At 66.6% G+C, this 22,672-nt stretch carries 16 protein-coding genes; 15 read left to right on the top strand and 1 reads right to left on the bottom strand.

Annotated elements, in window-relative coordinates; genetic code table 11:
- Positions 1 to 73 precede the first annotated feature (73 nt).
- The 5 genes from ACLL97_RS07930 to asnS all read left to right on the top strand — a co-directional run bounded on the left by ACLL97_RS07930 (position 74) and on the right by asnS (position 9,025).
- Positions 74 to 1,987, top strand: a complete 1,914-nt coding sequence (locus tag ACLL97_RS07930; protein ID WP_411279932.1) for a hypothetical protein — start codon at positions 74 to 76, stop codon at positions 1,985 to 1,987.
- 24 nt (positions 1,988 to 2,011) lie between these two features.
- Positions 2,012 to 2,941 (top strand): signal recognition particle-docking protein FtsY, encoded by a 930-nt coding sequence (gene ftsY / locus ACLL97_RS07925; RefSeq protein WP_411279931.1) that lies wholly within the window; start codon positions 2,012 to 2,014, stop codon positions 2,939 to 2,941.
- Complete coding sequence (recG, locus tag ACLL97_RS07920; RefSeq protein ID WP_411279972.1) at positions 2,941 to 5,070, top strand: ATP-dependent DNA helicase RecG; 2,130 nt, start codon at positions 2,941 to 2,943, stop codon at positions 5,068 to 5,070. The genes ftsY and recG overlap by 1 nt, the downstream gene beginning before the upstream one ends.
- A gap of 166 nt (positions 5,071 to 5,236) precedes the next feature.
- On the top strand, positions 5,237 to 7,693 hold the full coding sequence (locus tag ACLL97_RS07915; RefSeq protein ID WP_411279930.1) for an ATP-binding protein: 2,457 nt from the start codon (positions 5,237 to 5,239) through the stop codon (positions 7,691 to 7,693).
- A gap of 30 nt (positions 7,694 to 7,723) precedes the next feature.
- Complete coding sequence (asnS, locus tag ACLL97_RS07910; RefSeq protein ID WP_411279929.1) at positions 7,724 to 9,025, top strand: asparagine--tRNA ligase; 1,302 nt, start codon at positions 7,724 to 7,726, stop codon at positions 9,023 to 9,025.
- A 77-nt stretch (positions 9,026 to 9,102) separates the two neighbouring features.
- Here the strand turns inward: asnS and mazG are convergent, their stop codons facing one another.
- Positions 9,103 to 9,882 (bottom strand): nucleoside triphosphate pyrophosphohydrolase, encoded by a 780-nt coding sequence (gene mazG / locus ACLL97_RS07905; protein WP_411279928.1) that lies wholly within the window; start codon positions 9,880 to 9,882, stop codon positions 9,103 to 9,105.
- A gap of 38 nt (positions 9,883 to 9,920) precedes the next feature.
- Between mazG and alr the strand changes: the two genes are divergently transcribed.
- From alr to ACLL97_RS07855, 10 genes are all read left to right on the top strand, one after another.
- The gene (gene alr, locus ACLL97_RS07900) at positions 9,921 to 11,063 is read left to right on the top strand and encodes an alanine racemase (RefSeq protein ID WP_411279927.1); all 1,143 of its coding nucleotides are present in this window, start codon (positions 9,921 to 9,923) and stop codon (positions 11,061 to 11,063) included.
- Positions 11,060 to 12,244 carry a phosphopentomutase gene (locus tag ACLL97_RS07895; protein ID WP_411279926.1) on the top strand — a complete coding sequence of 395 codons (1,185 nt, stop codon included), beginning with the start codon at positions 11,060 to 11,062 and terminating at the stop codon, positions 12,242 to 12,244. Before alr ends, ACLL97_RS07895 begins: the two co-directional genes overlap by 4 nt.
- Entirely contained in the window at positions 12,241 to 12,639 is a 399-nt protein-coding gene (cdd, locus tag ACLL97_RS07890) for a cytidine deaminase (protein ID WP_411279925.1), read from the top strand. Before ACLL97_RS07895 ends, cdd begins: the two co-directional genes overlap by 4 nt.
- Before the next feature lie 58 nt (positions 12,640 to 12,697).
- Entirely contained in the window at positions 12,698 to 13,927 is a 1,230-nt protein-coding gene (locus tag ACLL97_RS07885; protein ID WP_411279924.1) for a hypothetical protein, read from the top strand.
- The gene (locus ACLL97_RS07880; protein WP_411279923.1) at positions 13,924 to 15,090 is read left to right on the top strand and encodes a hypothetical protein; all 1,167 of its coding nucleotides are present in this window, start codon (positions 13,924 to 13,926) and stop codon (positions 15,088 to 15,090) included. Before ACLL97_RS07885 ends, ACLL97_RS07880 begins: the two co-directional genes overlap by 4 nt.
- Before the next feature lie 18 nt (positions 15,091 to 15,108).
- A complete protein-coding gene (miaB, locus tag ACLL97_RS07875) occupies positions 15,109 to 16,476 on the top strand; it encodes a tRNA (N6-isopentenyl adenosine(37)-C2)-methylthiotransferase MiaB (RefSeq protein WP_411279922.1) in 1,368 nt (455 codons plus the stop codon).
- Between the two features lie 91 nt (positions 16,477 to 16,567).
- Positions 16,568 to 19,099, top strand: a complete 2,532-nt coding sequence (locus ACLL97_RS07870; protein ID WP_411279921.1) for a DNA internalization-related competence protein ComEC/Rec2 — start codon at positions 16,568 to 16,570, stop codon at positions 19,097 to 19,099.
- Positions 19,100 to 19,302: 203 nt separating this feature from the next.
- The gene (gene fbp / locus ACLL97_RS07865) at positions 19,303 to 20,382 is read left to right on the top strand and encodes a class 1 fructose-bisphosphatase (RefSeq protein ID WP_411279920.1); all 1,080 of its coding nucleotides are present in this window, start codon (positions 19,303 to 19,305) and stop codon (positions 20,380 to 20,382) included.
- A 16-nt stretch (positions 20,383 to 20,398) separates the two neighbouring features.
- Positions 20,399 to 21,994: a methylmalonyl-CoA mutase gene (locus ACLL97_RS07860; RefSeq protein ID WP_411279919.1), complete on the top strand. Its 1,596-nt coding sequence runs from the start codon at positions 20,399 to 20,401 to the stop codon at positions 21,992 to 21,994.
- 69 nt (positions 21,995 to 22,063) lie between these two features.
- A complete protein-coding gene (locus tag ACLL97_RS07855) occupies positions 22,064 to 22,606 on the top strand; it encodes a hypothetical protein (protein ID WP_411279918.1) in 543 nt (180 codons plus the stop codon).
- The last annotated feature ends 66 nt before the right edge of the window (positions 22,607 to 22,672 follow it).

Below are 22,672 nucleotides of genomic sequence, written 5' to 3'. Positions count from 1 at the left end.
AAAGGGCAAAGAGGCTTCGGCTTCTTTGCCCTTTGCCCTTTCTCCTATCGTGCCGACCAATGACGTTACTGTCGTGATTCGCTGGATACTTGCCCTCGCACTCGGCGTTGCCGCGGCCTGGCTCGCCTACGGGCGCGTCGGGGCGCTTGCGCGTGCCCGCACGATCCTGCTCGGCGCCCTGCGCGCCCTCGCCGTGACGCTGCTCGCGGCCATTCTGTTCGGTGCACCGTCCGCTCCGCCTCGACCCGCCGTGCCGCTGGTCGCCATCGACGTATCGGCGTCGTCGCGTCGCGCCGTTGGTGACGAGAACTCCGCCGTGAACGCGTGGCACGCACGCCTCGCCGCGGCGGCCAAGCGCGACGCGCCCGGCGCCGACGCGTTCGTGGTCATCGGTGATTCGATACGCGACATCAGGGCCGCGGATATCGCATCCCTTCGTTCCGACGACGAGGCCTCCCGCGTGCGCGTCGCCGTCGATCGCGCGGCGTCGCTGGGACGCCCCCTCGTGTTGCTGACCGACGGTGAAGTGGATGACCCCGAGTCGCTGGCGGAAGCGCCGTCGGGTTCAATCGTGCGCGTGCTGGCCAACACGCCGCGCACCGACGGGGCGATCGCCGACCTGGCGGTGCCCACCACGGCCACCGCCGGAGATACGATCTCCGTGGCGGCCACGATCGTTGCCGGCACGATCGCCACGCCGGACGCGCAGTTGCGCGTGCTGATCGACGGCATCGCGTCCGTGCCACTTTCCGTACCGGCGCTCGCTCCGCTCACCTCGACCCGCGTGACCACCACCATCGCGCTGCCGCGCGGTGCGCGTTCAGCGATCGTGCGCTCGGTGCTGCTCGTCCCCGGCGATGCAGAGCCGCGTAACGATACGCTGTCCAGCACGATCGACATCGGTGACCGACCGTCGGCGGTGTTCGTATCGACCGCGCCTGACCTCGATGTGCGTGAAGCGCTCGTTGTCCTGCGAGGCGCTCTGAACGTGCCGACACGGGCCTTCCTGCGCCTCGCGCCGGGTGTCTGGCGGGTGGAAGGCTCGCTCTCGCCGATCAGCGAAGACGATGTGAAGACGCAAGCCGGTGCGGCAGGTATGCTCATCGTGCACGGTGATACCGCGTGGCGTCCGCGCATGGCCGCCCGAAGCGCGACCGCTGCGAAGGCGTTGTGGGTTCCGGCGCCGCCCACGGCGATGGCGCGGGCCGGCGAAGTGGCGCGGACGCCGGAGTGGTATGCGTCGGGCGTGCCGGCCTCGCCGCTGGCGGCGGCGCTCGCCGGCCTGCCGCTCGATTCCTTGCCGCCCCTTACCCTGGCTGGTCCGGCGCGCGGCTCCATGACGGTGTTGACGGCACAGTTGGGCAAGCGTGGCGAGCCGGTGGCGGCGATCGCTGCTCGGAGCGACAACGGGGTACGCACCATCGTCGTCTCAGGATCTGGCTATGCCGGCTGGGCGCTCCGCGGCGGGCGTTCCGCCGAGGCCTTTAGTGCCCTCTGGGGCGCGATCTTCGACTGGCTCGCCGCCGGACGCGGTGACGTCCGTGCTGCTCGGCCCATCGCGTCGCTCATACGCGCTGGTGATCCCGTGGCGTGGCGACGTGGTGGAGCCGACTCGATCGTGACCGTGCGACTGAGCCGCCGCGGAGGCAAGACCGCAGGTAGTACCGGAGGCGGTCCGGATGCCGGCAGCCGACCCAATTCGGATTCGCTCACGCTGCGCTTTACCGGCTCGAGCTTCGAAACCACCTCGCCCGCCTTGGCTGTTGGGGTGTACGATGTGCAGGCTGATGGTGGGGCCAGCGTGCTGGTGGTGAACGCGTCGCGCGAGTGGGTGCCACGGGCGCCCACGGTGCGCGACGGTGTACTCTCTCGCGGCGCCCTGTCGTCGGATGCCCCCAAACTGGCCGACGCCGGTTGGCCGTTCGTGCTCGCGCTCCTGCTGCTCTGCGCCGAATGGATCGGACGCCGCGCGGTCGGCTATCGCTGATCGTCTCTCTTCGCCTGGTCAAGAATGGCTCGCCTGTTTCGCCGAAAAGATGAAGCTCCCAAGCGCTCGCTCTGGCAGCGCTTCAAGGACGTGGCGTTCACCGATGTCTCGGTGCTCTTCAAGGGCGTCGACGAAGGGTCGCTCGAAACGCTCGAGACGCTCCTGATAGAATCCGATTTTGGCGTGACCACGTCGTTGGCGCTGGTGGCTGATGTCGAGTTCCGCGCGAAGCGTGGTGAAATCAAAACCGAGGCGGAATTCCGCGGCGCACTGGCCACGGGCATCGAGGCCGCGTTGCGGAAGGGCAACGCCGATCCCGCGCTGCATCGTGCCACGAGTGGCCCCACCGTGATGCTGGTGATCGGCGTGAACGGGGCGGGGAAAACCACGTTCATCGGCAAGTTGTCCGCGCAGTTGAAGAAGGAAGGCAAGAAGGTGCTGCTCGGCGCCGCCGACACGTTCCGCGCCGGTGCGATCGACCAGCTGCGCGTCTGGGCGGAGCGCGCCGGTGTCGACTTTGTAGGCGGCGCGCCGGGATCGGATCCCGCGTCAGTGGCCTTCGACGCCGTCGATGCCGGAATCACGCGCGGCGCTGACATCGTCATCGTGGATACCGCCGGCCGACTGCACACGAGTGACGATCTCATGACGGAGTTGCGCAAGATTCATCGCGTGATCATGAAGCGACTTCCCGACGCCCCGCATGAAGTGCTGCTCGTGCTCGACGGCACGATCGGCCAGAATGCCCTTTCGCAGGCCCGCACCTTTTCGGCCGCGGTTCCGGTTACCGGTATCGTGGTCACGAAGCTTGATGGCACCGCCAAGGGCGGTATCGTGGTCGCGGTGCATGAAGCGCTCAACGTACCGATCAAGTTCGTCGGACTCGGAGAGCAAATCGGCGACCTCGAGCCGTTCGATGCGGGAGACTACGCCAAGGAGCTGGTGGCGGCGTGATGGTATTCGGCGGCGACCGTGATCCGCAGGAGCGGAAGCGACGTCCGCCTGCTCATCCGGCCCCGCGGCTCACCCTCGACACGCCGGTCACGTATCTCAAAGGCGTTGGTCCCGTCCGCGCCGACCTGCTCGCGCGGCTGGGGATCACGATGGCCGGCGACCTGCTGCGGCACGTACCGCACCGATATGAAGACGCGAGCACCGTCACCCGCATCGCTCAGGCAGAGGTCGGTGCCGACATCACGGTGCTGGGCCAGGTGATTGCCAAGGGCGTGCTGCCCACACGAAAAGGGCTCCGGGTATTTCAGGCCGTCGTGCAAGATGCGAGCGGCATGATCGAAGTGGCGTGGCCCGGCCAGCCGTTCCTTGATCGCACGATCAACAAGGGCGACTGGCTGCTCTGCACGGGACAGGTTCGCTTCTTCCACGGCCGCCGGCTCCAGCCGCGCGAGTTCGTAAATCTGGGTCCGGACGAAGAGGGTACCAACGAAGGACGCGTGCTGGCGGTGTACCCCAGCACCGATGGGCTGTCGGTGCGGCTGCTGCGCGCGATGGTGCAGCAGCATCTCGATCAACTCGTGCCGTTGGTGCAGGAGACACTGCCACGCGACATCCTCGCTCAGGCCGATGTCCCGCCGCTACCGGAAGCGCTGCGACTCGTGCATCGCCCGTCGTCGGTGGCCGAAGCGCTGCGCGGACGGGCGCGGTTGGCGTTCGAAGAGTTGCTCTGCGTTCAGCTCCTGCACCGGAAGGCAAACCAGGTGGCCCGCGAACCACGTGGCGGCACCGCGTTCGTGAATCGGCGTGACCTCACCACCAAGCTCCGCGCCGTGCTGCCGTACACGCTCACCGGTGCGCAGGTGCGGGCCATTCGCGAGATCGTGGCCGACATGGAGAGCCCACGGCGCATGCATCGCCTGCTCCAGGGCGACGTGGGTGCTGGGAAAACCGTGGTCGCGGTTTTCTCCGCCTTGCTGGCGATGGAGAACGGCGCCCAGGTCGCGCTCATGGCCCCCACCGAATTGCTGGCCGAGCAGCACGCTCGCAGCATCGGCGCGCTGCTGGCCCCGCTGGGGATCACCCCGGTGCTGCTGACCGGTCGTCTCGGTGCGAAAGAGCGTCGCGCGGCGATCACCCGATTGGCCTCACACGAGCCGGTGCTGGCGATTGGCACGCACGCGCTGATTCAAGGGGACGTCGCCTTCGCGCATCTCGGACTCGCGATCATCGATGAGCAGCACCGCTTCGGTGTCGAGCAGCGCGCCACGCTCGGCCTGAAGGGCAAGGCACCCGATGTCCTGCTCATGAGCGCGACGCCGATTCCGCGTTCGCTGGCCCTCACTCTGTACGGCGATCTCGATGTGAGTGTGCTCGACGAGCGGCCCCCCGGGCGATATCCGATCACCACGGTGGTGCGACCGGAAGCGGGCCGCGCGAAGGTGTTCGAGTTCGCCAACACGCAGCTCGACGCTGGTCGCCAGGTGTATGTGGTGTATCCGCTCATCGAGACCTCCGAAAAGATGGAGCTCAAGGCGGCCACCGTGATGTTCGCGGAGCTGGCGAACGGCCCCTTTGCGACACGTCGGGTGGCCTTGCTGCACGGGCGGCTGCCAGCCGACGCCCGCGATGCGATTATGCGCGCCTTTCGCGACGGCGAGACGAGCGCGCTGGTCGCGACCACGGTGATCGAGGTCGGTATCGATGTCGCCAACGCCACGGTCATGATCATCGAGCATCCGGAGCGCTTCGGGCTGTCGCAGTTGCATCAGCTGCGCGGCCGGGTCGGGCGCGGCGGGGAGCAGTCATACTGCGTATTGCTGGGCGATGTGGGCGCCGAGGCGGCCGAGCGCCTGGGGTTGTTCGCCGGCACGGACGACGGCTTCGAGATCGCCCGGGCCGACTTGCAGCTGCGCGGTATGGGTGACCTGTTCGGCGCCAAGCAACACGGGCTGCCGGCGTTCAAAATTGCCGATCCGTTGCGCGATGAAGCGCTCAACGAGACCGCCCGGATCGTGGCCGAACGCGTGCTCAAGGACGACCCGCAGCTCACGGCCCCGTCGCATCAGGGGCTGCGGCATTTGCTGACGGTCGGCTATTCGCGCGCCCTGGAGCTGTTCCGCGTCGGCTAGGGAACCCGGCCCTGGTCCGATGCGGATAGACCGCTCGATCGTATATTGTTGAGCGAGCAACGGGCGATGTCGCCCGACCGATCTCGTCCGACCTTCGGCCAAGGATGCCGTGGCGCAAGCTGCTGCAGTGAGGTTGCGCGCGGTTCGATCAGCGCTCGCGGCAGGCATGATGGGGTTGGCCGTCGCGGTGGGATACGACGTCTGGTACCGCAGCACGCTCATCGTGCGGGAACGGGAGCGTGTGCGCGCGAACATGGCGCCGTATGCACAGGCGCTTGAAAACGCGATCGGCCGTCACGTACAGCGGCTGCAGGGCCTCAAGACCTTTGTCGAGGCACAGCCGTCGCAGGAAGGACTGTCGCGCAAGTTCGGCACCTTCGCCGCTGGCCTGCGCATTGCCGCCCCGGCTATCCGGTCACTCCAGCTCAACAAGTACGGTCGCATCATTGCGACTGATCCGATGGCCGATAGCGCATGGCTGCTCGGCTACAACCTGTTGCGTGATCCGCGCGCCGAGATCGTGAAGGATGTGCGACGGGCCGTGGTCGCCAGCGGTGTCGTGATTACGGGGCCGGTGGAACTGCTGCAAGGCGGCCAGGGTCTGATCGTCCGGCTCCGGCTCGACCGCGTGCCGGCGTCGTTTCCTGATCTGGTCTCGATGACCCTCCATCTCCAACCGCTGCTCGACGAAGCGAATACGATTGCGCCGATGCCGCGGTTGCGCGTGGCATTGCTCGACCGCCAGTCGAAGCCCTTTCGCGGCAGCCCCGTGGGACTGGGCGATCCCGCCACGCTGCCCGTGCCGATCATGGACGGCGAGTGGACGGTGCTGGGCGTGCCGGTTGATGGATGGAATGCGTCCGTCGCGCGCGAACTGCGACCCATCCGCGTGGCGTCGGCGGTGATTCTGCTGTTGCTGGTGTGCGTTACGTACTTGATATTCGGCCGACAGGCGAGGCTCGAAGACGCGGTGGAGACGCGCACGCGCGATCTCGAGCGGGCCAACGACGACCTCCGACGTGAAGTCGCGGAGCGTGAGCGGGTCGAACAGCAATTGCGCATGAACGATGAGCGCCTGCAGGTCGCGCTCATGAGCGGCAAGATGGGACTTTGGAGCTACGATCCGGCGGCGCGCCTCGTGGAGTGGTCAGAGCAGTCGCTCGAACTGCTCGGTCTCGCCGGGGAAGCGCGCCTGATGACCAGCGACCGCTTCCTCGAGCTGGTCCCGCCGGCCCTGCGCTACACCGTTCGCGACGGCATCGCGAAGGCGATGATGGGGCGGCCTGCGCAAGCGGAGTACGCGGTGGCCCACGACGATGGTACGCAGCGCTGGCTCTACGTCAGCGCGACGCCGCTGACCGATGGTATTGCTCCGGGCGCGACCCCAACGCGCATCATCGGCGTCCTGGCCGACATTACCGAGCGACGGCAGCTGGAAGAGCAGTTGCTGCATTCGCAGAAAATGGAAGCGGTCGGCACGCTCGCCGGCGGCATCGCCCACGATTTCAATAATCTGCTCACGGCGATGATGGGCTTCGCGCAGCTCGCAGAGCAACAGGCCGCGACGCTGATGCCGGATGATGCGCCGCTGGCCCTGCGCAACGGCCTGTACGACTTGCGTTCTGAGTTGAACGAGATCACGAAGGCCGGTGAGCGCGCGTCGATGTTGACGTCGCAGCTGTTGGCGTTCAGCCGTCGACAGACGGTGGCGCCTACGGAGGTCGACGTGAACGTTGCTGTGCACGACATCGAGCGCATGCTGCAGCGATTGATTGGCGAACGGCTCACCCTCAATACGCGAACTGTGGAGCAACCGCTTCCGGTCATGGTGGATGCGGGGCAGCTGGGGCAGGTCCTCGTCAATCTGGTGGTCAACGCGCGCGATGCGATGCCCAACGGCGGTACCGTGCAGTTGACCACCCAATTGCTCGACCTCTGCGCGCTGGGTGAGGGGCTGTATACCGGCGTGCCGTCGGGCGCGTGGGCGGTGCTGACGGTACAAGACGGCGGCACCGGGATGCCGCCTGACGTGCTCGCCCGCCTATTCGAGCCATTTTTCACCACCAAGGCGATGGGCGATGGCACTGGGCTCGGGATGTCCACGGTGTACGGCATTGTGCAACAGGCAGGAGGGCGCGTGCTGGTCGAGAGCGCAATCGGCGTCGGCACGACGGTGCGGGTATTGCTGCCGCGCCTGTCGAGCACGCCCGTTCGCGTCGCTGCTCCGCCAATGGGCAAGGGCCGGCCGGCGACAGAGCTGATTCTCGTGGTCGAGGATGAGCCGGGGCTCCGTCGCTTGGTGGCCGCGATCCTCAGTCGGCGCGGATACCGCGTCCGGGTCGCCGCCGACGGCATTGATGCCCTCGACGTGCTCGATACGGAGCGGGCCCTGCCAGACTTGGTGATTTCCGACGTCGTGATGCCGCGCCTCGGCGGCCGCGGCCTGGCCGACACGATGACCGCCCGTGGCCTCATGATCCCGGTCCTGTTCATGTCCGGGTATCAGGCCGGCGAGGAACTCCCGGACGACGCGAGATACGCCTTCGTGGCCAAGCCGTTCACCCCCGAGGCGCTCGCCCTCAAGGTCAGACAACTCTTGGAGCGCGAGCCGGCTACGGTGTAGCTTCACGGCTCTCCTTCAACTCGCCGTCCGATGAACCAATCCAGCACCCGTATCGCCGACCTGAAGCACCATGTCGGCGCCGTCGTCACCGTCCGCGCTTGGGTCACCCACTTGCGATCGAAGGGCAAGGTCGCCTTTGTCGTGACCCGTGACGGCACGGGCATTTTGCAGGCGGTGCTGGTGAAGTCCGAGGTGCCCGAGGCGTCGTGGAACGCGTTCGCTGAGCTGACGCAGGAAGCGTCGGTGGCGCTGACCGGCGAGGTGCGCGCCGATGCGCGGGCACCGGGCGGCTTCGAGATGGGCGTGCAGACGCTCGAGGTGATCGGGACGAGCCCGAACGACTACCCGATCCAGCCGAAGGAACACGGCATCGACTTCCTGCTCGACAACCGGGCGTTCTGGCTGCGCAGTCAGCGGCAGGTCGCGATCATGCGGGTGCGGCATGAGCTCGAACAGGCGGTGCACGATTTCTTCTACGCGCGCGATTTCATTCGCTGCGACACGCCGATTCTCACGGCGGCAATCGGCGAGCGCGCCGGCTTGTTCAGCACCGACTACTTCGACGAAGGCACGGCCTATCTCGCGCAGACCGGACAGCTGTACGGCGAGGCGCTGGCCGCCGCGATGGGTCGCATTTACACCTTCGGACCCACGTTCCGCGCCGAGAAGTCGAAGACGCGCCGCCACCTTACCGAGTTCTGGATGATCGAACCGGAAATGGCGTGGTACGATCAGGACGACAACATGGATCTGCAGGAAGCGTTCGTGCGCTACCTCGTGGAGCGCGTGCTGGAGCGTCGTCAGGAAGAACTCAAAGTGCTCGAGCGCGACACCACGAAGCTCGATTGCGTGTCGCAGCCGTTCGTGCGTCTCGATTACGGCGACGCGGTGACGCTCGCGCAGGGCAAGGGCAGCGATATTGTATGGGGTGACGACTTGGGCGCGCCCGATGAAGCGCTGATCGTCGACGCGTACCAGCGCCCGGTGTTCGTTGTGAACTATCCGAAGGAAGCAAAGGCGTTCTACATGAAGGAGAACCCGCTCGATCCACGGACCGTACGCTGTGCCGACCTCCTAGCACCCGAAGGGCGTGGAGAAATTATCGGTGGATCACAGCGCGAAGACGACTACGACAAGCTGCTCGCGCGGCTCACGCACGAAGGCCTGCCCGTCGAGGCGTACGGCTGGTACCTCGACCTCCGCAAATACGGCACGTTCACGCACTCGGGCTTCGGCCTCGGCCTCGAGCGCACCATCGCCTGGATCTGCGGCATCGAGCACATCCGCGAAGTGATCGCGTTCCCACGGATGATGGGAAGGCTCGCGCCGTAACGGCGTGTGAGTCTCGAGTAGCGAGTGAGAGTTCCGAGTCGTTAGTGCACTCCCGACTCGGAACTCTCGCTCACCACTCAAAACTCACGTGAGTCTCGCGGAAGACGCTCCGATCGCTTGACCGCGTCCCAGTACCGATCCTGCTCCTCCAGCGACAGCGCCGTCAGCTCCACACCATCCGCCGTCGCCAACGCTTCCATCGCCGCGTAACGCCGCACGAACTTGGCGTTGGTCCGATCAAGGGCCAGCGCGCCGTGCACGCCGGTCTTGCGCGCCAAGTTCACAACCGCAAACAGCAGGTCGCCCAGCTCGGCCTCGAACAAGTCCTGATCGGCCACCGTGCCGTCTGGGCTCACATGGGCCGCCAGCTCCTCGATCTCCTCGCGCACCTTCTCCAGCGGTCCGAGTGCATTGGGCCAGTCGAAGCCCACGCCGGCGGCGCGGTCCTGCAACCGGTGCGCGCGATGCAACGACGGCAGCCCCGATGGCAGACCGTCCTCGAGCGTGCTGCGCTTCGCCTTCTCCGCCTTCATCGACTCCCAGCTACGCTTGATGCCGTCGCCATACAGGTGCGGGTGCCTCGCGTGCATCTTCGCGACCAGCGCGCCGGCCACGTCCTGCATCGTGAACGCAGCGCGCTCCTCAGCCACCACCGAGTGAAAGAGCACCTGCAGGAACAGGTCGCCCAATTCGTCGCGCAGCGTCGCGTCGTCGCCCGACGCGATGGCGTCGTCCACCTCGTGTGCTTCCTCGATCAGGTACGGGCGGAGCGAGCTGTGCGACTGCACTCGGTCCCAATCGCAGCGTGCCCGCAGATCCCGCATCAGGGTCAGCGCTTCGTCCATCGTCCGTTGCATCGCTTCTCCGTACGTCGTTGGCTGCTTAGGATGTGCGAGTGACCGCGTCAATATATCCCGCCACCGAGCGCGCCTGGCTCGACGTCGATCTCGACGCGGTACGCCACAACGTGCGTCAGCTTCGGGCGCGGGCTGGCGTGCCGCTCATCGTGATGGTGAAGGCGAACGCGTATGGCGTCGGTGCCGTGCTCGTGAGTCGGGCGTTGGGTGCGCCCTTTGATCGCACGCCGGCAACCGCTGATGCCCCGTGGGGCCTTGGCGTCGCCTCCCTCGACGAGGCCGCCGAACTGCGCGAGGCCGGGTGCCGGGCGCGCATTCTGTGCCTGACGCCAATTCTGCGGTCTGAGCTGTCGCGGGCGCACGAGCTCGGGGTCCGTCCCGCGTTGCACCGCCCCGAGGACATCGTCGCCTGGGCCTCCCAAGGGCAGGGTGGTGAACTTCGACCGTATCACCTGTCGATCGACACCGGCATGGCCCGCGCCGGCGTGCGATGGGATCAGGTCGAGGCACTGCGCGATTACCTGAATGCGCATCCCCCCGAGGGCGTGTTCACGCATTTTCACTCGGCCGACGAGGACATCGACTCCCGGGACGAGCAGGACGCGCGGTTCGTGGACGCCCTGCTCGACCTCGGTGATGCCCTGCCGCCCTCCGTGCTGCGGCACAGCGACAACAGTGCCGCCATCGCAAGCCGCACACGCCGGTCTCCTGGCTCGTTGGCCCGTCCCGGCATCGCCATCTACGCCGGCATGTTCAGCGAGCTCCTCGGCCTGCGACAGGTCGTGCACCTGCGGGCCCGCGTGATCGACCTCCGTGACGTCGCGCCGGGCGAGACGGTGAGCTACGGTGCCACGTGGACGGCCGCGCGACCCACGCGCATCGCCACGATTTCGGCGGGCTACGCCGACGGATATCGCCGGCAGCTCTCCAATCGCGGCGAGGTCCTCATTGGTGGGGTCCGTTGCCCGGTCGTGGGTCGTGTCACCATGGACATGATCATGGTAAACGTGACCGATGTGCCCTGTGGCATCGGAGACGTGGCCACCCTCATCGGCACCGATGGCGCCGCCACGGTGAGCACCGAGCAGGTAGCCGAAATGGCGGAGCTGTCGCCATACGAACTCCTGGTCGGGCTGGCCCTGCGCGTCCCGTCTCGTCCCCTCTCCTCAAGTCAGCCATGACCACGACGGTGAACAGCCGACGCGCGGTGATCCTCGTGTTAGACGGCGTGGGGTGCGGCGAGGCGCCCGATTCGGCGGCCTACGGCGACTCGGGAAGCGACACCATCGGCAACGTGGCGCGGGCGGTCGGTGGACTCGACCTGCCAAATCTGGCGCGCCTGGGACTCGGGCATATCGTGCCGATTCAGGGGGTCGAACCGGCCGCCCATCCCATCGGCGCCTGGGGCACCCTCATCCCCCGCTCGTCAGGCAAGGACTCGACCACGGGGCACTGGGAGCTGGCCGGCGTACATCTCGCCGAGCCGTTTCCCACGTACCCGAGCGGCTTTCCGCCCAGCGTGATTGAGGCGTTCGAGCGAGCGACGGGTCGTCCCGTCATCGCGAACTGTGTGGCCAGCGGAACGGCGGTGATCGCGGACTACGCCGAGCGGGCGCGCGAGAGTGGTGCGTGGATCGTATATACGTCGGCCGACTCGGTCTTTCAGATCGCGGCCCACGAGGAGTGGATCCCGCTTCGTGAGTTGTACGCGGCCTGTGAGATTGCCCGCGAGCAACTCGTGGCCCCGCACGACGTTTCGCGTGTCATCGCTCGTCCGTTTGCAGGAACTTTGGGAGCGTGGAAGCGTACGGCCAATCGGCGCGACTACTCCATCCAGCCTCCCGGGGTCACGCTGCTCGATGCGCTGGCCGAGGCGGGGATTCCCCGCGCGGGGGTGGGGAAGGTGGACGACCTGTTTGCCGGTCGCGGCATCACCGCACGGCACACCGTCGACAACGCGGACGGGGTTTCGGCGATCCTCGAGTGGCTGAATTCGGCGCCTCGTGGGTTCTGCTTTGCCAATCTGGTAGATTTCGATCAGTTGTTCGGACATCGGAACGATGTCCATGGCTTTCAGGGGGCGCTCGAAGCGTTCGATCGCGCCCTGCCCAGCCTGTTGGCTGCACTTCGGGAGGACGACCTGCTCTTCATTACCGCCGATCACGGCAACGACCCCACGACGCCATCCACCGACCACGCGCGGGAGTGCGTGCCACTGTTGGTGGCCGGCGCACGGGTGCGCGGCGGGAGCGTGGGCGCGCGCGATACGTTCTCTGATCTGGGCGCGACGGTAGCCGAGTGGTTCGGGCTGTCGTGGCGCGGTCGTGGCACGTCGTTTCTACCAGGCCTTCTGCACGCATGAGCATCGCCGATCTGCGCACCGCGGCCGACGCGGCGCGCGCCAATGCGTGGTGCCCGTATTCGCACTATCCCGTCGGGGCTGCGCTGGAAACCGACACGGGGCGCGTGTACGTGGGTTGCAACGTGGAGAACGCGTCGTATCCGGCCGGAACCTGTGCGGAGCGCGTCGCGCTCGGCGCGGCGGTTGCCGACGGGGCGCGTCGTTTTGTACGCATGGTGATCACGTCGGCGGCGGCTGCGCCGACGCCACCGTGTGGGATCTGTCGACAGGCGCTGGTGGAGTTCGCCCCAGCGCTCGAAATCGTCGCCGTGACGCCCGATGGGCTCACAGCGCGCTGGTCGCTGGCGGAACTGTTGCCCGCGCCATTCACGCCTGCTTCGCTCGAGAATGCCTGAGCGCGTTCGATTTACCTCGTGGCCGCGTCTCCGCGGCCCTCTCCTGTTATGCGGACTCGTGTTCGCGGCCGTCACGGCCGCAGCCTGCACGGAATCGCTCGATGGCGGCGCTGCCTGCCCGTCGTTGTGTCCGTCGAAGGCGGAGTCCTTCCGCGACACCATTGTCGACGCGGTCGTCCTCGATAGTTCGCTCGGGGGTTTTCCGGCGCTCGGGCTATCGCCGTTCATCCTGATTGCCAACCGCCCCGACACGGTGGTCACCAGTGCCATCATCCGGTTCGATGCGCTGCCAACGGTCTTCAGTCCGAACAAGGGTACCACGGTCGACTCCATCATGGCCGTCGACTCGGTGTTTCTGCGTTTTCCGCTCGACAGCACCGGACGCCGGGGCACGACGCCCGTGACGCTTGAGGTGTACGACGTGGATACGACGGCGTCCGACTCGGTCACTTCGGTCGTGCGGTCGCTGTTCCGGCCGGATCGTCGGATCGGCTCGTTGGTGTTCACGCCGTCCGCCACCCGCGACTCGATCCGGATTCCGTTCTCGAAAACGGTGATGGCCGCGAAGATCGCCGCCAAGGGTCGCCTGCGACTGGGCGTTCGCATCCGTGGTGGATCCGGGCAGCTTCGCGCGGTGGCCTTCGTGGCCGGTGCCGGTGCGCCGACGGTGGTCTTTGATCCGAGCACGGATACGACGTACGCGCCGCAACAGATCTCGCCAAGCACGATCGTGCCCAACTCCACGGCGGACGTCGAGCTGGCGTACTCGGTGTATACGATCAACGATCTGGCCTCGCCAGCGCCGGGCGCGAACACGCTGTTGGTGGGTGGTTTCCCGGCGTATCGATCGTATCTTCGATTCAGCGTGCCGTCGCGTATCACGGACTCCAGTACCATTGTGCGCGCCGAGGTGCTGCTCACGCAGCAATCCTCCACCTTCGGAAATGCCGCGGATCCGGTCGGTCTGTTTGCGCTGGTGCCAACCACGACGAGTCTCGTGACGGACCTGCGCCGCATCCTCGATCTCGCCGCCGCCGGTTCGTTCGCCGGCGTCGACTCGACGCTGCTGGTCCCGTCGGCCGCCGGCGTCCGTGCGGTGAACATCCTGGCGCTCGCCCGCACTTGGCGCACGCTGCCCACGAACGTGCCGCGCGCAATCGCCTTCAGGATCGGTCTCGAGGGCGCACAACCAGCGGAACTGCGCTTTTACTCCAGCAAAGCGCCGGCCGCGTTGCGCCCGCGTCTGCGTATCACTTATCTCCCGCGTTCGGAGTTCGCTCTTCCGTGATCCGCACTCACCTCCGATCCTTCATTGCACCCGCGTCGCTGGCGTTTCTCGCCGCGATGGCGGCGGTCTCGACGGCTAGCGCGCAGGGCTCCATTGGCACGCAGGGCTTCGGCTATCCCGTGGGCGGTGGCAGCGTCCGGACCAACGGAACGGGCGGCGCGTTCGCGGAATTCGATGCGCTCACGCCGACGAACCCGGCGGCCCTTGGTGGCCTTGCACGCACCGTGATCACCGCGCAGGCCGAACCGGAACTGCGGAAGCTCTCGGTGAACGGCGTGAGCGAGAAGAGCACGCTGCAGCGCATCCCGCTCATCATGCTCGTCTTTCCAGCGCGCCATGGCGTGGCGGTCGGACTGAGCGCCGCGAGCTTCCTCGACCGCACGTTCTCCACCACCACGAGCGGCAGCGCGCTGATCGATGGCAACACCATCCCCACCAGCGATCAAACGGACGTGCGCGGGGCCATCAACGATCTGCGCGCCGGCGCCGGCTGGCAGATTTCGCCGCGCTTCCGCGTTGGCGTTGCCGGGCATCTCTACACCGGAGAGCACCGCGCCACACGTGAGCGCACGTTCGCGGATACGTTGGCGTTCGGCAGCGTGCTCGATTCGTCGCGCGTCACCTATTTCGGAACGGCCCTGTCGGTTGGTGGCGAAGCGACGCTCGGCAAGGGCTTCACCGCGCTCGCGTCATACCGCCGCGGCAATGAGATCAACGCGCGCATCCGCGACACGATCGTCTCGAGGGCCGGCGTGCCGGCGCGTACCGGTATCGCGCTGCGCTACGACGGCATCGTCGGCTCGGTGTTCGCCGTCGGCATGGAGCAAATCTCGTGGTCCGAGATGGCATCGCTCGGATCGGCGACCACGACGTCCACGGATGCCATGAACTGGCACGCCGGTGCGGAAGTGGCGGGTCCGAAGTTCCGCGGACTACCGCTGCTCGTTCGCGCCGGATACGCGCGTAACGAACTGCCCTTCGGCATCGTCGGACAGACCGCCAAGGAGAACCGCGTGTCGGCGGGACTCGGGCTTCCGGTCGCTGGGGAAGACGCGACGCTCGATCTTTCCGTGCAGCGCGCCAGCCGCACGATGTCGGGCAGCGGCTTCAAGGAATCGGCGTGGTTACTCGGGATCGGCATTCAGATTCGTCCGCGTAACTGACCCATGAGTGATACGCCAGTGACTGTGGCACCCGTGACGGGGCCCCCGCGCCCCACCGTGTACATCGAGACGTACGGCTGCCAGATGAACGTGGCCGACTCCGAACTCATGTACGGCAAGCTCGTCGCGAGCGGCTACGACGCCGTAAGTGTGCCCGACGGCGCCGACGTGATTCTGGTGAATACCTGTGCGATCCGGGAGAACGCCGAGACGCGCGTGATTGGTCGGCTCGGGGAACTCAAGAAGTTCATGCGCCCCGGCAGTGTCATGGGTGTCACCGGCTGTATGGCGCAGCGCCTCGGCCCTCGGGTGCTCGAACAGGCGCGACACGTGTCGATCGTCGTCGGTCCCGACGGCTATCGCGCGCTCCCCGAATTACTCGACGGTGCGCGTCGCGGTGAGAAGTTCACGGCCACCGATTTCGATCTCGAAGAGCACTATGAGGATGTCGTCGCTCGCCGCTTCGAAGGGGTGAAGGCATGGATCCCGGTGCAGCGCGGTTGTGACTATCGGTGCACGTATTGCATCGTGCCGACCACACGCGGCCCCGAACGGAGCCGCAAGCTCCACGAAGTCGTCCGCGAAGTGCACGAGGTCGTGAGTCAGGGGCTCACCGAAGTCGTGCTGTTGGGACAGACGGTCAACTCGTACAACGACGGCACGCATGATTTTGCCGACCTGCTGCGTGCCGTCGGTGCCGTCGATGGCATCCGTCGTGTACGGTACACCAGCCCGCATCCGAATGACTTTTCCGATCGCGTGATTGCCGCGATGGCGGAGGTGCCCACGGTGTGTGAGCACATCCACCTGCCAATGCAGAGCGGGTCCACGTCGATGCTCAAGAAGATGCTGCGCCGCTACTCGCGCGAGGACTATCTCGCCTGCGTGGCGCGCATGCGGGCCGCGATTCCCGGACTGGCGCTCACCACCGACATCATCGTCGGCTTTCCCAGTGAGACCGACGAAGAGTTCGCCGATACATTGTCGCTCTGTCAAGACGTGCGATTCGACGACGCCTTCATGTTCAAGTTTTCGCCGCGCGAAGGCACACCGGCCACGCGCATGCCGGCCGAGTGGACGATCCCCGACGCGCTCGTCGCGACGCGCTTTGAGCTGCTGTTGAAAACGGTGCGGGGAATCTCTCGCGAAAACAATCTGCGCCGACTCGGCGATACCGTCGAAGTGCTGATCGAAAAGGTGGCCCGTGACGGCATCCTGTTGCAAGCGCGCTCGCGTGACTTCAAGACCATCATGGTGCCCGCCGATGCCGGATCGATTGGTGACTATCTCACGGTGAAGCTGAGCGGCACGACCGGCGCCACGTTCATGGGCACGCCGGTCATCGAGCAGACCGAACGCAAGTCCTTGCCAATGATGGCCGGATAGCGAAATCGGTGGGTGTCTCGCGTGCGTACCGGCGGGTACGCCGGCGTAGTTCCGATGCGGCATCACCTCCGGTACTTCGACACCGTGAGTGATGCCGCTTCTCATTCACGCCGCCGGCTGGTGGTTGGCCGGGTTGTTCGTCGGTGCCATGCTGGGCGATTCGATATCGCGATCCCTCTGGACCGTGCGAGCGCCAACGGCACCAGCGTGGGCGATGCGCTTCGTGCTGCTGCTCGTGCTGCTGCTCGTGCTGCTGCTCGCGCTGCGTCTCGTGCTGACGCCGGTGACCGCTGTGGCGCGTGGGGTGCGCCGTCGGTTTGGCTCCCGGTCGCTGAACATCGCGACGTTCAGTGGCCTCGCGCTCGCCGGCGTGCTGGCCAGTGCGTCCGCCGCCGCTAACGCGCGCAGCTGTCGGGCGGCTGCGGTGAACCGCTTCACGGCCGGAACCAGAACGTCGTTGGTGTTCGACGGCGCACTGCCGGAGCGCGCTGGACCCGCCCGTTTTCCCGCCCGTTTTCCCACACGATTCGCCGCGGGCCGTGCGCTGAGCGCCCCCGTCACGCGGGGGCGCGGAGAAGTGCGCTTTGCGTACGGTGCGCGGCACTGCGCCGTCGGCGCCGTCGTGCGCCTGCCCCCCGGGATGTCGCGCGCTCTTCGGGCCGGCGATATCGCCGAGGTGCAGGGGCGCGCGATGGCCACCGATCGCGGCGTGCGTCTCGCTGTCGATTCCGTACGCGCCCCCGCTGGACGCGATTGGTTGCGCGCTGCGCGCGGACGGGCCGGCGACACGATCGATCGCCTGTTTGGTGAGCGCGCACCGCTGGTGCGCGCCTTGGTAATCGCCGACCAGGACGGCATCGCCACGTCGGTGCGTGATCGATTCGCTGATGCGGGACTCGTGCACATGCTCTCGGTGTCGGGCATGCATGTGGCGATCATCGCCTCGGCGCTGCTGACCGTCACCGCCGCCATGCGGCTGTCGGCAACGGTTGGCGCCGTGTTGTCCCTCGGGCTCATTCTCGCCTACGTCGCCATGCTCGGGGCGCCCGCGCCGGCTGTGCGCAGCGCGGTCATGCTGCTCACCGTGATGCTCTCCACCGCCTGGCAGCGTCCACTCCATGAATGGACCGCACTCGCACTCGGCGCCGCGATTCCCACCGTGCAACCGTTGGTCGTGCTCGATCTGGGCTGGCAGTTGAGCGTGACCGGTATGGCCGCGCTGGTGGCCGCCCGGGCGATCCTGCGACGCTGGCAACCTTACGCCCTGTCGGTGCCACCATCGTCGACTCGTGGGCTCGCAGGGGCGTGGCGCAGCGTTGTGCGCGACACGCAACGCTGGCTGGTCACGCGACATGGCGTGTCGCGGTGGTTGGTACGCGAGACGATCACCGGCGTGGTCGCGACGGTGGTGACGGCGCCGCTGATCGCGTGGACATTCGGACGCGTGAGTTTGCTGGCGCCAGTCACGAACATTCTGGCCGGTCCGATCGTGGCGTTTCTGCAACCCGCACTCTTTCTTGCGCTGTTGGCCAGCCCGCTCGACCCGCTGGCGCAGGTGGTTGCCGACGCCAGCCGGTTGCCCATCGCGCTGCTCGACCGGATTGCCGGCGTGGCCGCCGCGATGCCGTTCGCCGTGTTGCACCTGTCGCCCACGCTGCCAGCGGCGATCGGAGCGGGGCTGGCCTCAGTGGCCGTGGTGCGGGCGACGGCGGCGCGCCGCGCCGGACCATGGCTACGGTTGGGGGCGGTTGCGCTAGCCGTGGCCGCGTGGCTGCCGAGCCTGAGCGTCGGGCCGGGCGTGCTGGAGCTGCACATGATCGATGTGGGGCAGGGCGATGCCTTCGCGCTCCGTACACCGCGCGGACGGTGGGTGCTCATCGACGCCGGACCGTCGTGGGACGGCGGTGACGCCGGTCGTCGCGCAGTGATCCCGTACGTGCAGCGTCGCGGCGGCGCGGTGGCGCTGATGGTGCTTTCACACGCGCATGAAGATCACGTAGGCGGCGCCGCCAGCGTGATCGCCGCGCTCGCGCCCCGACAATGGTGGGAGCCCGCCTTTGTCACGTCGAGTACCGGGTACCGAAAAGCGCTGCTGGCGCTGCGTGCGAGCGGCCAGCCGTGGCGCCGCGTGCATCCCGGGCAACGCTGGCAGCTCGACGGCGTCGTCCTCGACGTCCTCGCGCCCGATTCCACGTGGACGACCGCTCAGCACGACGCCAACGAGACCTCCGTGGTGCTTCGTGTCTCCTACGGGCGCCGGCGATTTCTCTTCATGGGCGATGCCGAGCACCAGGAGGAGGCCTGGCTGCTGGCGCGACTCCCTCACGAGGCGCTGCGGGCAGACGTACTGAAACTTGGTCACCACGGCAGCCGCACGAGCTCCGGGGCGGACTTCGTGCGCGCCGTCTCCCCCCTGGTGGGGCTGGTGTCCGTCGGGGCGGGGAACAGTTACCGGCACCCGTCTCCCGAGGTCCTCGAGCGCTTCGCCGCCCTGCAGGTGCCGCTGTTGCGCTCGGATCTCGAGGGCGCAGTCGTGATCTCGACCAATGGTCAATGGCTCGACGCCTCGGCCCATGGTGACCGCTGGCGCATCCCGGAACGTTCGGCCAAACTGCCCCGATAGCGATTGCTGACATCCGAGCGCGGCGCGGCTCTTGCCCGAGCTTGCCCACGTACGCCAATTTCCACAGACGGCGACGTGCGCTCCTGGTTCGTCGCCATTGCCTCAACAGTCTTTTCGCGTGACTCCCGCCGATCCTCCCCGGGTCTCGGTAAAACCTCTGCTGCTGCGCGCCTGCGCGCCCGTCTCCCCCCAGGAGTAGAACCGTGGTCAGGCATACTGCGACGTCCGTCGTCACGATCGAACGCTTCATTATCGAGCAGGAGCGCATGTTCCCCGAGGCCACCGGTGAATTGTCCGGCATTCTCTACGACATGGCGCTCGCTGGAAAGATGATCGCGAACAAGGTGCGAAGCGCCGGACTCGCCGACATTCTTGGCGCCACCAGTGACGTAAACGTGCAGGGCGAGGTCCAGCAGAAGCTCGATGTGATTTCGAATGAGATCATCGTCAAAGCGTTCGATCACGGCGGCCGGCTGTGCGCGATGGCGTCCGAAGAAGAGCCGGACATCATCCACATTCCCGAAGGTTTCCGCGCCGGCAAGTACGTGTTGCTGTTCGATCCCCTCGACGGCTCCTCCAACATCGACGTGAATGTGCCCGTCGGCACGATCTTCTCCGTGTATCAGAAGATCACGCGCGGCTCGCGCGGCGAGATGGAGGACATGCTGCAGCCGGGCCGCCGTCAGGTCGCCGCCGGCTACGTCATCTACGGCTCGAGCACGATGCTAGTGTACACCACAGGACAGGGCGCGCACGGCTTCACGCTTGATCCGTCGATCGGCGAGTTCCTGCTGTCGCATCCCAACATCCAGATTCCCTCGCGGGCGCGCTATCTCTCGGTGAACGATGCGTACGAACAGGATTGGCCGGAGCCCACGCGCGCGCTGATGCGTCGCTATCGAGGGCTGGACGGTCAGCGCGCGCCGCTGAACGTGCGCTATGTGGGATCGCTCGTGGCCGACTTCCACCGCAACCTCCTTGGCGGCGGTGTGTTCTGTTATCCCGCCAACGAGAAAGCGCCGAAAGGCAAGCTGCGCCTGCTGTACGAGGCGAATCCGCTGGCGTTCATCGCCGAGCAGGCCGGTGGGTTGGCCACGAATGGCCATGGTCGCATTCTCGACGTGCAGCCGACCGAGTTGCACGAGCGGACACCGCTCTATCTTGGCAGCAAGGCCGAAGTGGAAACCGTGGCCGAGTTCCCGCTGCCCAAGTACGTCGCTCCGGGAATTTCTGAACGGCGTGGAACGCGAACCGCCACGCCGACTCCGACCCTCGCCTCCTGAGCGCTACATTGGGGGGATGAGCGAGCGACTCTCCCCCTCCGGCATTCCGATCCCCGGCGTCGTACGTCCGGACGACGTCCACGTGGATTACGCCCGTGACCTGGCTGACCCCGGTCAGTTTCCGTTCACGCGCGGCGTGCAGCCCACCATGTACCGCGGTCGCCTCTGGACGATGCGCCAGTACGCGGGCTTTGGTACGGCGCGCTCCACCAACGAGCGGTTCCGCTTGTTGCTGGAGGCGGGGCAGACCGGTCTGTCGGTCGCCTTCGACCTGCCCACCCAGATGGGCATCGATTCCGACTCGCCTCGCGCCAGCGGAGAAGTGGGCCGGGTTGGCGTCGCCATCGACACCGTCGACGACATGCACGTGCTGCTCGACGGCATTCCGCTCGACAGCGTGTCGTCGTCGATGACGATCAACTCGACGGCGTCGACGTTGCTCGCGATGTACATCGTGGTGGCCGAAGAACGTGGCATCGCGCGCGCGGCGCTGTCGGGCACGGTGCAGAACGACATCTTGAAGGAATACATCGCGCGCGGCACGTACATCTATCCGCCCGATCCGTCGCTCGCGCTCACGGCCGAGATGTTCCGTTTCTGCGCGGCGGAAGTGCCGCAGTGGAATCCCATTTCCATTTCGGGCTACCACATTCGCGAAGCGGGCGCCACGGCGGTGCAGGAAGTGGCATTCACGTTCGCCGATGCGATCGCCTACGTACAGCAGGCCGTCGACACGGGACTGGCCGTCGATGCCTTCGCGCCGCGCCTGTCGTTTTTCTTTGCCGCCCACAGCGACCTGTTCGAAGAAGTCGCGAAGTTCCGCGCCGCGCGTCGCTTATGGGCACGCCTCATGCGCGAGCGCTTCGGCGCCAACGATACCAGCTGTAAGCTGCGCTTCCACACGCAGACCGGCGGTGTCACGCTCACGGCGCAGCAGCCGCTCAACAACGTGGTTCGTGTAACGGTGCAGGCCCTCGCTGCCACACTCGGCGGCACGCAGTCGCTGCACACCAACGGATACGACGAGGCGCTGGCGCTGCCCACCGCTGCCGCCGCCACGCTCGCGCTCCGGACGCAACAGATCGTGGGCTACGAATCGGGCGTCGCCCAGACGGCGGACCCGCTCGCCGGCAGTTGGTATGTGGAACAGCTGACTGATGCCGTCGAAGCGCGTGCGCTCGAGCTGCTCGAGCGTGTCGACGCACTCGGCGGTGCCGCGGCGGCGATTCGCGCCGGCTTCTTCCAGGAAGAGATCGGACGCAGTGCGTACGAGTATCAGCTCCGTGTGGAAGCCGGCGAAACGGTAGTCGTGGGCGTGAATCGTTTCGCCGACGGTCAGGATCCCCCCATCATTCCGTCGCCCGATTTCAGCGCGCTCGAAGTGGGACAGGTCGCGGGCTTGACGCATATTAAGGCGTCGCGTGATAACGCGGCCGTGCAGGCGGCGTTGCAGGCAATCATCGATATCGCGCCCGAGTATCTGCCGGCGCACGTGGGTGCACGCGCGCCGCTCATGCCGCGTATCATCGACGCCGTGCGCGTGCGCGCATCGGTCGGCGAGATCGCGGATGCGCTCGAGAAGGTGTGGGGGCGGTACCAGCCCAGTCTGTGACCTGCATCGCGCGTGGCGCGGCACGAGGTGTGCACGCCTCGATCGCACCTTTTACAACGGAGCACAGGCATGGATACAGGATCCGATTTCCTTCGCGCGCAGCTGAACAACGCGATCTCGCAGCATCATGCGCTAGTCGTGAGCGTTCGCGATCATGCGGAGCAGGCCGACGATCCGGAGTATCGTCGGATCTGTGAGCGGCACCTCCCGGGGCTCGAAAACCATCAGGAGATGCTCCAGGCATACGGCACCTCAATCGGATCCGAAGGAGGTAGCGGCCTCAAGAACATCCTCGGCTCCGCGCTCGGTAAGGCCCGTGACGCCGTTGATGCCATGCGGGGCACCGACTTTCTTCGGGTCGTTGGCGACATCGTCCTGATTCGCCAGGCGCAGGACACGTTTGCCACGTTTGCCATTGCCGGTGAGCGCCTCGGCGACGCGCGACTGGCCGAGCTCGGTCGCATGGGTGAGAAGGAGCACGATGCCGTGCAGCGTGAGTTCAACGCGTTCTGCGCCGATTCATTCGTGCAGCACGTGCAGGGTACGATGGCCACCGGCCGCGGTGATCGCGAATCCGCCTCCGCCTCCACTTCCGCCTCCGCGCGCATGTAGTGGCACGATGGGCGCAAGCGAAAAGGAGCAACTCGGAATCGATCCCCGAGTTGCTCCTTTTTTGTG

Origin of the sequence: Gemmatimonas sp. (assembly GCF_046594945.1) — a bacterium.
GTDB lineage: Bacteria > Gemmatimonadota > Gemmatimonadetes > Gemmatimonadales > Gemmatimonadaceae > Gemmatimonas.
The sequence above is the reverse complement of the archived record's forward strand: the minus strand, read 5'-3'. Positions and strand labels throughout refer to the sequence as shown.